Here is a 14,764-nt window from a genome sequence, read left to right on the forward strand (position 1 = left end):
TATTTGGACGTAATGATCAGGAGTTATTTTTTGACATAAGTGCATGGCCTATTTAGTGCGTCCCGGCTGAAATGAATGACGACAAATCTGAAAAAATCCTTACTTTAGCCTCGCCAACTATCATGAGATGCTGCCTTTTCTATCTATATCAGGATTAATACTATCCACTATAATTCTGTATTTTAATGCCAGGAGATTTGCTTCTTCAGTTTATCTTGCCGTTTTCTTCTTTCTTGTCAGTTTATACAGTTTTAACCAATATGTCATACTGTCCTCTCAATCGGTATTATTGGTTGCTATTTTTTTTATGAATTTCACTTTTTTGTTTTACCTGACAGGTCCCATGCTATTTTTCTATATCAGGAGTTTGCTTACAGATAAAGCACGCTTAAAAAGGATTGATATTCTGCATTTCATCCCGGCCGGGATTTTCTTTATAAATACAATTCCCTTTTATCTCTCATCCTGGACCTATAAGGAACATATAGCTTCAAGTCTCATTGAGAATGTGATCTTTTTGAAGTCTTTCAGCGTTTCTTTTTTATATGAAATAATTCCCGCACCGTTGATATACCTGAGCCGCCCTTTCCTTTTGCTTTTCTATTCTTTATGGTCCTTTGTAATCTTCATCCGCTATTTGAATAATAAAAAATATTCAATGGTGCTTTCCCATCAGCGCTATATGAACAGGTGGATATGGATTTTGCTTTCAGTGATCATTGTTTTGACCGTCAGCCATTTGATTCCAATGTTCCTGGCTTATATGAGAGAGGACCTGAGATTTTATAACAGTTTTACTTTGCTGCAAACCATTTCCGGCATAACGCTCGCCGGTTTGCTTACTTTGCTTCTTTTTTTTCCGGGAATCCTCTATGGTATGCCAAGGATCCCGGATCCGGAAAATAGTTTTGATGATAAGTCCGATGCTAAAGATGCCAATGTTATTAATGCAAGGAAGACTCCTCAATTTGAATCCGAATATCTTCTACTTATCAGGCGTTCGGTCGATAATTGTATGGAGGAGTTCAAGCCTTTTCTTCAGCCCGATTGCAATCTTGTCTATATTTCAGGCCTTGTAAGAATTCCCGCTCACCATCTTGCCTATTACTTCAGGGAAGAAAAAAAGCAATCTTTTAACAGTTTTCGTAATGAATACAGGGTGAAATATGCAAAGTCGCTGATAATAAATGGGAAAGCAAAAGAAATGACACTTGAGGCCATCGGTTTGCTTTCCGGTTTTAAAACCCGGAAGACATTTATTGACTCTTTTAAAAAAGTAGAAGGTATTAGTCCGGGTGCTTTCTTAAACAGAACAGAGTGTTAACCGATTCAGTTACTTACAGGTGCTTCGCGATGATCTCCAACAGATCCTCCTTCCTGATCGGCTTGGTGATGTAATCATCACATCCCGCTTCTATGGCTTTTTCCCTGTCGCCGTAAAGAGCATATGCTGTTTGTGCTATGATCACTATCCCGGGCCTGGTTTTGCGTATCTCCTCTGTCGCTTCGTATCCATTCAGGCCGGGCATCTTGATGTCCATTAATATCAGGTTAATTTCAGGATGCTCCCTGGCTATCTCAATTGCCTCCTGACCATTGGAGGCATGAAAAATTGTACGGCAATGATTCTTGAGAATCTCTGTAAGTAGCGCATCTGAAGAGGGAATATCCTCTGCAATCAATGCGTTTACATCCTTACTGAATGGTTTGTTTTTATTCTTCTCCTTGTTTTCCATCGTTTCCGGATTTTGTGTTTCCATAGTTTGGTGGGGCAGGCTGAAGTAAAACTCTGATCCCCTGTTTTTTTGCGATTTTACCCATATCTGCCCCCCTAACATTTCAACATATGCCCTCGATATGGCAAGTCCTAAACCGGATCCTTCGTAAGAATGTACCAGGCCGTTTTCTTCCTGGACAAACCGGTTGAAAATGATCCCCTGCTTGTCCCTGGCTATCCCAATGCCCGTATCCTTAACAAAGAATTCCAGGAACTTGTTCTTTACTTCATATCCAAATGTAATATTGCCTTTATGGGTATATTTCATTGCATTTTTTAACAAATTGGAAAATACTGCATAAAATTTTGATTTGTCGGTCTGCAGGTTGGCATCCTGCCATGGAAGCGGGCAAAAACTCTCAATCTTCAGTCCCTTTTTCCCGGCCTCCGCCTCAAAAAATCTGTAAAGTGATCGTATTTCATCATTAATATTAACCGGACTAATATATACTTCCATTTGGCCCGATTCAATTTTTGAAATATCAATAATATCGTTGATGGTATTCAGCATCCGTATGCCGCTCTCTTCAATAACCTGTATGTATTTTTTCAATTGCTCACGGGTTAATCCTGATTCCTTGAGAAGGGAGGCAAATCCCAGGATGCCGTTCATGGGTGTACGGATCTCATGACTCATGTTGGCAAGAAAGGCGGTTTTTAACCTGTCACTTTCTTTGGCTTGATCACGCGCTTGAATCAATTCTTCCTCCGTTTTTTTCCGTTCGCTGATATCCCGCGCAACAGCCCATAAATACTGAATATTGCCGTTCTTGTCCGTTACCGGGTAGGCCTGCAGTTCAACCGGAAATATCCTGCCGTTTTTATGGATGTATTCTTTCTCGTATGTTCCTGAATATTGCTTTTTTATGAGTTTTTTATCCCATATTTCCCTTTTTTCCCATTCTCTCCAGGGTTCTGCGGTTATTTCATAAAAATCTTCCAGCGATTTTAACTCTTCCAGGGTATATCCCAGCATCCGGGAATAGGCTGTGTTGCAATCAATAAACCGTCCTTCAGGATCTACCATCACAAATCCGTCACGGCTCCCGTGGTAAATCTCGGTGTATGCCGCCTGGCTCGCTTCAAGTTCTAGTGCAGTCTGTTGCCGTAATACCATTTCCCCGATCAGCTTTGCCGAAATCCCAAGTCTCTCTTTAGCCAGGTCGATAATGAATGCCGGTCGCGTTTCGTATTCGTGACTCAACCGCTCCAGTTCTGCAAGCGGAACATCATACCGTTCAGCTATTTCCTTTAGTTTTTCCTCATCCTTGGGAGGATCCCCATGCCCAAAGTTGATAGAACCAATGACTTTATCTCCAACTGTGATTGGAATTGCATATATAAACAGACCTCCATTGCATTCCGTCTCAACGGGCTTCCCCGTTTGCATTGATTTTAAACTGGCATCTTTCCAGCATGATTCATGACAATGCCATTTGCCCGATTGCAGGGCCTCCCGGTTATCGCAGTTTTTACAAAGATCCCTGGAGGCAACGTCTAAATATCTGCACCAATTACTTGAAAATAGTCCTAAAGCATAATCACCGTTCTTTTCATAGATCGCTGCCGAGGTTTCAAGGAGGGAGAGATAATCACTCGCTATATCCATCAATACTTCCTTGCCAACGTGATTCAATATGAGACCGTTTTTATTGAGTTCGGTCAAATCACCATAAACAGGAGGGGCATATTGCTTCTTGCTTTTCCTGGATTGAAGAAGCCATTCTATTTTTTTGAGTTCCTTTTCTTTCTCCCTGATGGCAGTAACATCCTCCCCCGAACTTAATGTTCCGGCGATGTTTCCTTCCGGGTCACGGATGATGCTGTTTTTCCAGGAAATGATCCTCGTTTCCCCTTTTCTCGTGATGATATTGTTTTCAAGACTTTCTATCCAGCCGGTTTCTCCTGTTATTAGTGCATTGAATACTTTTTTTATTTCAGCGATGTTGTCCTGCGGAAGGAAATGATCAAACCAGTCCTTGCCAAGGATTTCCTGTTCAGGGTAGCCCAATATCTCAGAAGCTTTTTTGTTGACCAGAATAACCTTACCATGATTATCTATGGCAATAAACATATTTCCCGCAATGTCAAGGTATTGCCTGGCTTTTTCTTTTTCAATATGAAGAGAGATATTGAGCCTGTTCAGCTCCTCATTGCTGCTTGACAGCTCCTCATTTTGTGCCTGCAATTCCTCGTTTAACGAAGCAACTTCCTCATTCAATGCAAGCAAATCTTCATACTGCGAAGCCATTAACGCACTTTGCTTTGTCAGCTCTTCATTTTTCCGCCTGAGCATATCATTTTGACTGGCAATTTCTGCCCTGGTTTCATTAATTATTCTTTCATGCTCAATTCTTTCCGTGATATCGCTGATAGCCAGCCGGGCATAAGAATGACCGTTTTCATTGGAAAAATAAACAGCATTAATACTGGTGTAAATATTTTGATCGTTCCCGGTTCGCAAAACCAGTTCACAATGAGAGATTTGTTTCTCCTCAAAAAGCCTCTTGCAGGCAAGATAAGCTTTATCCTGATCATCAGGATGGATGAATTTGCTTAATTTCTTTTCCTTCAGAGCATTTCTTGGGTACTTCAGCATGTTGCTGAATGTCAGGTTACAATTGTGGATTATGAAGTCCTCGTCAATAATTATATAGCCAACCGGGGCGTTGTCGAATAATTCAATGTATTGCTTACGTGAGTTGTCCAATACTTCCTGACTGTGTTTGAGTTCTTCGTTTTGCAACTCAAGTTCTACCTGATATATGCTAAGTTCTTCCAGAAGCTTTTCAGTGGTCATTTTTCCCGGATCGGCTACTTTACCGATTCTCCTTTGCCGGAGTATTTCTTCCGCTCTCTTTCTTAAGTCATTACTGTTTTGGCTCATACATAAGTCGGTTAAAACGATGTAAAACTTATTGGATTAATCGGTTGGTACTTCCTGGATCGTGAAAATACCTCCATCAATTTCCCCTTTCTCATCGTACATAGGGGAACCGTTTACCAGTATTTTTTTTGCGTTTCCTCCTGAGTCCTCTGTCATCATGACGTAATTCCTGATCCTTTCAACTCCATGTAAAATCCGACTCACAGGTAATTCCTTTTCCGGGATCTTGCTGCCATCCATACTTCGTATACTCCATCGTATATCATTATATTTCCTGTTTACAATGTCTTTCTTCTTTACACCAAGGATTGTTTCTGCACTATTGTTCGCATATGTGATCCTGCCTTTCCTGTTGACAACAAGTTTTCCCATAGGACTGTTCTCAAAAATCCTGTAAAGCAGATCGTGATTCCTCTTGATCTCTTCTTCCTGCTTCTTTCTCACGGTAATGTCTTCAAAAGTCGTGTATACTCTGAAAGGTTGTTTGCTTCCCGGTATAAATTCGGGTATGGCGTTGATGTTTATCCATTTGTGTTTTTTTTCTGCAGGATGGTATACCCCCATTATTGAGTTTCTTATCTCCTTCCCGGTTTTCAGTGCCAGCATGGAAGGGTGCTGGTCACCCGGATAATCACTGCCGTCTTCCTTTAGTGCCTTCCATCCCGGATCGGCCGAGGTTCTACCGCACATCTGATCAAAACTCAACCCAAGTATATTCTCTGCTGCCTTGTTGGCCGACACAATCTTTCCTGCAGCATCCTGGTAAACAACCCCATGTACAAGCGAATCAAACAGGTTTTTATATTGATCCTGGCTTTCTCTGAGCCTTGAAACATCAATCAGGGTGATGGTCACTCCTTCTATGGCATTTTCTTCCGTCCGGTATGGCATTATCCTTAAAAGGTTCCAATTCCCTTCCGGATCTTTTACCTCCTTTTCAATCACTTTAAGTGTGTCCATCACACTATTAATGTCTTGCAGGAATTCAGGATAATCTACCTTCAGGGAAATATGGTTGATTGGCCTTCCCAGGTCCATTTCCATAACATTGATCACGCGAGTGACTAAATCAGTATATTTTCTTATCCTGAGCTTATTATCGAGATATAAGATTCCTATATTGGTATTATTCAGAAGGTTGTTCATGTCATTGTTAAGCAGGATCAGCTCTTCAATTTTTTTCTGATATTCCGAATTTACTGTATAGAGTTCCTCATTCACCGATTGAAGTTCTTCATTGGTGCTCTGAAGCTCCTCGTTCGATGCGATCAGTTCTTCATTGGTGCTTTGGAGTTCCTCATTTGATGTCTCGAGCTCCTCTATGGTTGCCTGCAGGTTTTCCTTGGTGAATTGTAATTCCTTTTCAAGTTCAATATAATGCTCACTTAATTGGTTTTTTAGGTCAATATTCAGGATATTATTGTTTTTAGACTGAATTTCAGGTGTCTGGGCATTTTCAAAAGATATAAGAATGAATTTCTTTTTGCTGATCTTATCCGATAAGGGTCTTGCCGTAATATGTATAGACTGTTTCTGGTCTTTGATCTGAATGTCCCTGAAAAATAATACTTTATTATCGTTCATCGCTTTATGAAGCATACTGCTGAGAACTACAGATACTTCTTTGGGAACCATATCCAGGATATCGAAACGGGCTTTGCCTTGCGGTATCCTGATAAAATTATTCACATCCTTGAAAACATGAAGTACGGTGAATTCATGATTAACGATAACCGATGATGGCAGGAAAAAGTCTAAAATGTCGGTCAGGACATTGTCGGGAAGGAGTTTGTCGGGTTCAAAATATGGGTATGCTAATTCGTTTTTCCGGCTTTTCAGTGAGATTCTTGGGGAAAGAGGTTGCAGGTAATTGTTTGTGACGGGAGGTTTGAACCCGGGTTTGTGTAAATACAGTTTCCATTTGCTGCTATGGGTTTCAAATCCTGCCGATAACTCTCCCAATGATTCGCTGCTACCCAGGAAGAGTGTTCCTCCCGGATTCAGCGAATAATAAAACATGGACAGTATTTTCTGCTGAACATCGGGATTCAGGTAGATCAACATATTCCTGCAACTGATCATGTCCATCCTCGAAAATGGAGGATCCTTGATCACGTTTTGCTGGGCAAAGATTACCATTCGCCTGAGATCTTCTTTCACCCGGTACCCTTTGTTCTCATGAACAAAATATTTCTTTATGAACTCAGGTGTGATATCCGCTGCTATGCTCTCCGGGTAAAAGCCTGTTCCTGCCATCTCGACGTGTTCCCGATCAATATCCGTTGCGAAAATCTTTATTTCATTCTGATATCTGTGCTTTTCCTTGTACTCGGTAAACAATATAGCCAGGGAATATGCTTCTTCTCCGGTAGAACAACCCACACACCATATTCTGATCGGGTTGCTGTCTTTCCTGGAAGAAAAAAGAGAAGGCAGTACCTTGCTTTCTATGAGTTGAAATGCTTCTCCATCCCTGAAAAATTGTGTTACACCGATAAGAAGGTCTTTGTATAAAATATTTACTTCATATTGTGATTGTTCCAGGAACTCAAGGTATTGGTTGAAGTTTTCAATCTGGTTGATGGCAAGCCTCTTTTCCAGTCTTCGCGTTATAGTCGTGGGTTTGTAAGAGGTGAAATCAATGCCGACACGTTCGTTTATGATTTTCAATATCCTAGCCATCAGACTATTATCAGAAATCTCCGGTTTTGATTGCTCGGGTTTTGCTATGTATGGATGTTGAATGTAATGCATTAATGTGTCGGGCATCTCTTCCGGGGAAAGAATGAAATCGACCATTCCGGTTGCAATGGAACTTTTTGGCATACCATCGAACTTGGCTGTCTGGTTATCCTGGACCATCACGATGCCTCCGTGTTCTTTAATAGAACGAATACCTAAAGCCCCGTCACTTCCTGTTCCAGATAAAACAATGCCAATAGCATTCTTCCCGAAATCCTGGGCCAGGGAACGAAAGAATATATCAATGGGAAGATTCAGGCTTCTTCCGGGATCCTGATCCGATAAAAAAAGCCGGCTGCCGAAAACAGTCATATTTTTCTTCGGCGGGATGAGGTATATGTGATTGGGACTTATGTCTATCCCGTCTTCAGCCGTTTGTATAGGCATCGTCGTAAATCTGGATATGAGCTCCCTCATCAGGCTTTTGTAATCGGGAGATAAATGCTGGATGATTACAAAAGACAAACCGGAATCAACCGGCATGTTCTTAAAAAAAACTTCTATGGCCTCCAGCCCACCGGCGGATGCCCCGATACCCACACAAAAGAATGGTTGTATTAATTTCTGCAGAGGCTTTTTGCCTGAGGAAATCTTTCCCATCGATTTTTTTATGCCTAAAATAATAAATTTTTGATTGAATTGGTAAAGAAAAATATTCCAATTATTAACAATTATATATATGAACACATTTATTTATCCGCCAGGCATTCAGTTCGGTCCTTTGTATGTTTTAATTCAATTATGCCTTGAATCTCAGTCAACGTAGCGATTAAGCGGAATAAAAGTTCGCCAAAACCCAATTGTGTTATTACCGTGTACTATTGTTGTCAAAGAATTGCTATAATCAAAACCGGTATGCCAATCCTATTCCGTACTTACTTGTCCGAAGGCTCAGTGATTGCTGTCTTTTATTATATTCGTTGGTGTATTTCTTTGTTTTGTTCGCTCCAATAGCCCATAAAACGATCCCTCCTCCCAGAGCAACCTCACCCACAACCATGAGGCCAATTCCCGCCCAAACTTTGCCATCAATGTCGGTAGCGCTTCCTGATGAGTTTGTACTTGAACTTAATCCATCAACATAAAGTGCAATTCCCGCAATTAGTGCTGGAGCTCCAATAAATGTCAATACTATGCCGGTTGTTCGCATTCCACTGAATTTTTGTATCTTATCTTTAACCTGCTGATCGGATAATTTACCGATAGGTTGAGCCTGTATACCGACACATGCTGTTATTATCAGCACAAATACCAAAAGTGTTTTAATTGTTTTCATAATGAATTGATTTTGTTAATATCTGGACTCCCATCAAATATAAGAAAATTTATGTATCGGGAATGAATAATATCAGGATATAGGCTATGCGTTCCATGTTTTAGGCTACATGTTTCATGTTGCAGAATCCTGCACCTTGCAACTTGCAACCTGTAACTTGCAGCCTGTAACCTTAAGGCTTTCTGTCGGTGATACTCTGAAGTTTTTTCCCGGGATCGTCATGATTAACCACTGTTCCTGAAACAGCATCGTACCTGTAAAAACGGTAATCGGTTACTTCCCGTTCCCCTTCACGTTCCGGGATATTATACCTCATTTTAAACCCGGCATAAAAGGATTTGGCATATTCAACAGGAATAAGCTCCTGCATGCTTAAGGTGTTTTGTTCCGTTTTTCGGATCTTTCCGATCATGATCTGGCGGTACTGCTCAATGATGGGATCAGAATAGAAAATGTAAAAACGCCCTTCGACACGCGTTACCAGGGTATCCCCATTGTTCTTCAATGTCAGGTTGATGGTATACCTGGCATAACGGTCAATCACAGTATCGGGCTTTATGATTAATTCGTAGGTAAGCGAAGGAATATATTGAGTTATGCTTTTTTCACCCTCTTTATTTTCTCCCCCGATAGAAATAAAATAATAACCTGCTGCCGCAGCAAGTGCTACGATTAAAAGAGGTATCCATAATCTTGAATATCCGGGCTGTGTTTTTTCTTTCTCCATAGGGTTTCTTCTAATATTTGCTTACAAAGGTTTTTGACATTCCTAAAAGAGATGGTAAAAATACAATCAATTTTCCAGGAATGAAAGGTTCTGCTTTTGATTCCTGCTCTATGGTTGCAGGAAGCAGGTTGCAGGTTACAGGCTGCAGGTAGTTTGGGTGTGGGTGATGAGTGATGAGTTGTAGCTTGCAACCTGTCGCCTGTAACTTTGTGTTAATGTTTCCCGATACTCATTAAATATTTTATTATGAAAAATTAATTTATGATTTTGAAAACAATTAATAACTATTTTGGTGCTTCCAGGCAGTTTTGATGATCAGATGGGTTCAATGGTAAGTGAAGGAGAGAGTAAATTACCGCGAAACTTCAATTAACAATATTTTATATGAGAAAAGGTCTAGCAATAGGTATAGCATTATCATTCCTGGTCATAAATGTATTTACCCAGAATTTCCAGGAATTCCTTGATTACCTGAATACCATACCGGGCAGGGAAAGAGCTAGCGCAGTGGATAGTTTCATGGTTTCTGCCGGATCCCAGGGATTTCCATTTATCACCGGTGATACTGCCACATTTATTTACTTCGGAAAAGCAAAGTCTGTTCAGATCGCCGGCGATTTTAATAATTGGGATCCCTCTGTCTCGGATATGCAAGCGGTGAGAAATACCGGTTTGTGGCATTATTCTGCGGTTTTCCCGATGAAAGCCAGGCTGGATTATAAACTCGTGATCAATAAAAAAGAATGGATACTCGACAGCCTGAACCCCTTTACCTGCACCGGAGGTTATGGTACAAATTCTGAATTGTCTATGCCTGCTTATGTTCAACCCTGGGAAGTATTAGAATATGAAGACGTACCCAAAGGCAGCATTTTAACATTCAATGTAAATAGCTCTTTTTTTGATGATACTCACCAGATTCAGGTTTATCTTCCTCCAGGTTATCAGAAAGAACAAGGTGCTCGCTATCCGGTTGCTTATTTCACAGATGATTATGAATACCTGGACCTGGGTTTTACCAAAAATGTTATCGATAACCTTATAGATTCCAATCTCATTTGCCCTGTTATTGCGGTTTTTATCCGGCCAGTCAACCGTGATGAAGAATATGCCGGAATGATGATTGACGCGTTCCAGTCTTTTTACATCAGGGAACTCGTCCCCTGGATAGACCGGGAATTTAACACCCTTGATAAACCCCGTGCCCGGGCAATTATTGGTGCTTCCTATGGTGGGAACATCTCCGCCCTGATCTCCTTTAATTTCAGCGATGTGATCGGTAAATGCGGCCTTCATTCTGCCGCTTTCTGGCCGGATGATTATAAAGTTTTTCACATCATTGCCCCTGGTGAGAAAAAAGAGGTCACCTGGGCATCTTTTTGGGGTTTGTATGAGGGTGTATCTGCTAATTTGAGGGATTTCCGGGATTCACTGTTGGTAAAGGAATATGATCTAAAATGGCAGGAACTGCCTGAAGGCCATAGCTGGGGACTGTGGCGGGCAACCACAGGCCCGATGCTGCAATACTTTTTTCCTCCGGATTTTATGGAAATTCCTTAAGGAAGCCGGATGATTGGCAATTCTGTATTCTGTATTCGGTATGTTCAATCGGATATGCAATTGAAAATGTTAAATTTACAATACATTGACAATGTCATATTGCCTATTGACAATCCTATTGCAAATACAGAATACAGAATACAGAATTTCCAATCACTCCACCCTAATTCTCCCGCTGCCTTTCCCGTTTATCTTCCCGATTATATTAGAAACAACCCCTTCTTTTTCAAGCCTTTTGAGTATTTCTTCGGCTTTGTGCTCCTGAATGGCAATCAACAAGCCTCCGGAGGTCTGTGCATCAAACAGCAAGGTTTTGATCGTGTCTCCCATGTTATCAGCGAAATCAATAAACTTCCCAAAATGATCTCTGTTGCTTACCGTTCCACCCGGTACAATTCCGGTTGCGGCAAAGTTCACGGCTTGTTTCATTACCGGAGCTTTCTCAGCATAAACTTCCGCATCCACCTTCGATCCTGATGTCATTTCATAAAGATGCCCCAATAACCCGTAACCGGTAATATCCGTGCATGCATGAACGTTGAATTCCTGCATAGCTTCTGCCGCTTTTTTGTTCAAAGTTGCCATTGTTTCAACCAGTTCTTTCCTGCCATGGTCATCCAGCAATCCCCGCTTGAGTGCCGTGGATAATATCCCTGTTCCTAAGGGTTTTGTCAGAATAAGGATATCTCCGGGTTGTGCAGTGTTGTTTTTCAGGATTTTATCAGGATGGACCATACCGGTCACTGCCATTCCAAACTTTGGTTCGGGATCATCTACCGTATGGCCTCCCAGGATAGGGATGTCTGCTTCGGCTGCGATCGCTGCAGCTCCAAGCAATATTTTTTCCAGTACATCCAAAGGGAGCCTGCTGCTCGGGAAGGCAACAATGTTCAATGCAAACAGGGGAGTGGCGCCCATAGCATAAATATCGCTCAGGGAATTCGCTGCTGCAATGCGGCCAAAATCAAACGGGTCATCTACAACCGGGGTGAAGAAATCAAGAGTCTGGACTAAAGCCTGATTTTCATTGATCCTGTAAACACCTGCATCGTCCGATGATTCATACCCCACCATTACCTGTGGATATTGCCCGACCGGAATATTTTTTAGTACCTTCTCCAGCACCTGTGGACGCATCTTACAGGCACATCCGAGTCCATGGGTAAAGGCTGTCAAACGTATGTTTTCTTCCGGTATGGATGTCCCGGAATATTCCCCCCGTATTCTTTGTGCTGCTTTAATGATTATTTCGGAGGCTTTCTCCACCTCCTCCTCTGTGAGGAATCTTCCGGTCGTTAATCGAATGGTGCAACGGGATAAACTTTCCGGAACTCCCATGGCTGTCAGGGTTTCTGAGGCATGATCATCTTCGGTGTGACAGGCAGCTCCGGCTGAAATGGCTACTTTGTCGCCAATCTCCGAGATAAGTGTTCCGCTTTCCACACCCGGAATGGTGAAATAGAGGGTGTTGGGAAGGCGTTTTTCCGGGTGCCCATTGATCCTGCCTTCGGGAATGCTCTCCAGGAGCTTATGCTCTAAAATGTTACGCAGGTAAAGATTGTGTTCCATTACCTGATGAAGATCCCTTGCGGCGATCTCTGCCGCTTTCCCCAATCCGGCAATCTCCAGCACGTTTTCCGTCCCGGCCCTGAGATCATGCTCGTGATTGGCACCATGGATGATCTTTTCCAGTCTGATTCCTTCACGCACATAAAGAGCTCCAACACCCTTTGGAGCATATAACTTGTGACCTGCTACCGATAATAGGTCCACATTCTTTACATTGACAGGTATCTTTCCAACCGACTGGGCAGCATCCGTATGAAAAAGTATACCGTGCCCCCTGGCAATGGCACCGAATTCCTCTATGGGTTGTATCACACCTGTTTCATTGTTGGCATGCATGATGCTGATAAGGATCGTGCCTGGAGTAATGGCTTCTTTCAAATCATCCGGATTGATCAATCCTTCATGATCTGCCGGTAGGTAGGTTACGGTAAATCCTTGTTTTTCCAAATATTGGCAAACTTTTGCTACAGCCGGATGCTCAATACTGCTGGTGATGATATGCCTGCCTTTATCCTTGTATGCCTGAGCTATCCCCTTAATAGCCAAATTATTGGATTCACTTCCACCGCTGGTAAAAATGATCTCAAAGGGTTTGCATCCCAATAATGCCGCCACACTCATCCTGGCTTCTTCAATCAAAATCCTTGATTTAGCCCCATAAGAATAGGAACTGGAAGGGTTCCCGAATGCCTCTTCCAGCAATGGTTTCATATAGGCTATCACCTCCGGATGCAAAGGAGTCGTTGCGTTGTAATCTAAATAGATGGGGTTGGGCATGATTTATTATATGGTTATATGGTTATATGGCTAAATTCCTCCCAGTAAATATGCAATTTCTTCGGTGTCTGTTGTTGTTAAATTAACTTCCGTGATCTTTTCTTTGGGCCTTTTAGAGAGCTGGTGCTTGTATGCCTTATCGTAATACGTCAACACTATCGCAATACTGTCGCTTATATGCCCTTGATCAACAGATTCAATGGCTTTCTTTGCGTTTTCGCTGCCCAGCCTCCGGCTGATTTGTGTAATAAGCTGTTTCAGAATATCTTTTTCGAAATGTCCGTACTCAGCTGTAAGTCGTGCAACTCTTTCTTCGAAGGGGATATTTATCATTATGACCCTGGCTTCCTGCATTTGTTTGAAAATGGGCGCGGGTATGGATACGTGACCTATGTTAATGCTTTCATCTTCAAGCCATAGTCTCTTTCCTGGATCAGTGTCCAACCATTCCTCCGCCAACAAATTTTCAAAATGTTCGGTACGGCATTGTTCCTGTAAACCCAGGTTACCGAAAACAGACCCTTTATGCCCGGCCAACTCTTCCAGATCAACTACCTGTTGGCCAAGATATTTCATTTTTCTTAGGATATCCGTTTTACCGCTTCCTGTCATACCACCCAGTATGCTGATGTCTTTGGAAGCCTCAAATTGTTTTCTCGCAAAACTCCGGTACGACTTATATCCCCCGCTAAGAATGATGGCTTCATACCCGCTCATCGATAATAATAATGCCATGGATTGACTCCTCATACCTCCACGCCAGCAATATAACACTACTTTTCCCTTTTTCCCGCAAATCCGTGACGCATTTTCTAAATAACCTTCAATTTTCGCTCCAGCAATGTTATAACCCTTCTTTATTGCAGCGGTTTGACCGTTTTTATGGTATAACGTACCGATTATTGCCCTTTCATAATCATCAAATAATGGGAAATTATAGGCCCGGGGAATATGTCCGCGCTGATATTCTCCGGGTGAACGAACATCCATAACAGGTACCTGTACACTGAAATGGTTTAAACTTCGTGCATCAATGTAAGAAAAGGATGGCATCTTTGGCAAAATTACAATTCCAGTGGTTCCGATTCAACAGATATGAAAAGAATAATATCGTTTATTCCATGATCTCAAATCTTTCCCTGCGTATGAAAGCTCCTTCCTTTGCTGTTTTTCCGTTCTTTTTCAGGAACTTGTGGCCCACTTCAATCAGATATATCCCTGGTTCCAGATCAATGGGGGGTTTATATGGCAGAAATTTTACCCGGTTGTCATCTTTTTCGGTTACCAGAAATTCACGGAATCTGACACGTTCATTGTTGGATTCTTTGTAAACGGAAATGTCGAAAGATGTGTTTAAGTCTGGTTGATTGTTGTATTTATAAGCTATATAAAGAGTTTCTTGCCTGTTAAATGATCTCTTTATCCCGGGACACTCTTCCAATGAAATGC

General features: G+C 41.8%; 9 protein-coding genes. 2 read left to right on the top strand and 7 right to left on the bottom strand.

Translation table 11 applies throughout. The features are described from left to right. The first annotated feature begins 127 nt into the window (after window positions 1-127). On the top strand, window positions 128-1,324 hold the full coding sequence (locus KKA81_10750; protein MBU2651402.1) for a helix-turn-helix domain-containing protein: 1,197 nt from the start codon (window positions 128-130) through the stop codon (window positions 1,322-1,324). A gap of 13 nt (window positions 1,325-1,337) precedes the next feature. Here the strand turns inward: KKA81_10750 and KKA81_10755 are convergent, their stop codons facing one another. The 4 genes from KKA81_10755 to KKA81_10770 form a co-directional block, all read right to left on the bottom strand. Beyond that, on the bottom strand, window positions 1,338-4,664 hold the full coding sequence (locus tag KKA81_10755; GenBank protein MBU2651403.1) for a PAS domain S-box protein: 3,327 nt from the start codon (window positions 4,662-4,664) through the stop codon (window positions 1,338-1,340). Window positions 4,665-4,700: 36 nt separating this feature from the next. Beyond that, window positions 4,701-8,006 (bottom strand): PAS domain-containing protein, encoded by a 3,306-nt coding sequence (locus KKA81_10760; protein MBU2651404.1) that lies wholly within the window; start codon window positions 8,004-8,006, stop codon window positions 4,701-4,703. Between the two features lie 244 nt (window positions 8,007-8,250). After that, a complete protein-coding gene (locus tag KKA81_10765; protein MBU2651405.1) occupies window positions 8,251-8,682 on the bottom strand; it encodes a hypothetical protein in 432 nt (143 codons plus the stop codon). Between the two features lie 172 nt (window positions 8,683-8,854). Beyond that, window positions 8,855-9,409 carry a hypothetical protein gene (locus KKA81_10770; protein MBU2651406.1) on the bottom strand — a complete coding sequence of 185 codons (555 nt, stop codon included), beginning with the start codon at window positions 9,407-9,409 and terminating at the stop codon, window positions 8,855-8,857. Between the two features lie 384 nt (window positions 9,410-9,793). On the opposite strand from KKA81_10770, the gene KKA81_10775 reads away from it, so the two are divergent. Further along, complete coding sequence (locus KKA81_10775) at window positions 9,794-10,969, top strand: hypothetical protein (GenBank protein ID MBU2651407.1); 1,176 nt, start codon at window positions 9,794-9,796, stop codon at window positions 10,967-10,969. A gap of 153 nt (window positions 10,970-11,122) precedes the next feature. Here KKA81_10775 and selD read toward each other — a convergent pair whose 3' ends face one another. The 3 genes from selD to KKA81_10790 all read right to left on the bottom strand — a co-directional run. Next, window positions 11,123-13,315: a selenide, water dikinase SelD gene (gene selD / locus KKA81_10780; protein ID MBU2651408.1), complete on the bottom strand. Its 2,193-nt coding sequence runs from the start codon at window positions 13,313-13,315 to the stop codon at window positions 11,123-11,125. A gap of 30 nt (window positions 13,316-13,345) precedes the next feature. Then, window positions 13,346-14,368, bottom strand: a complete 1,023-nt coding sequence (gene mnmH, locus KKA81_10785; protein ID MBU2651409.1) for a tRNA 2-selenouridine(34) synthase MnmH — start codon at window positions 14,366-14,368, stop codon at window positions 13,346-13,348. A gap of 61 nt (window positions 14,369-14,429) precedes the next feature. Beyond that, a partial coding sequence (locus KKA81_10790; protein MBU2651410.1) for a hypothetical protein occupies window positions 14,430-14,764 on the bottom strand: 335 nt, incomplete at its 5' end.

This window comes from Bacteroidota bacterium (assembly GCA_018831055.1).
GTDB lineage: Bacteria > Bacteroidota > Bacteroidia > Bacteroidales > B18-G4 > M55B132.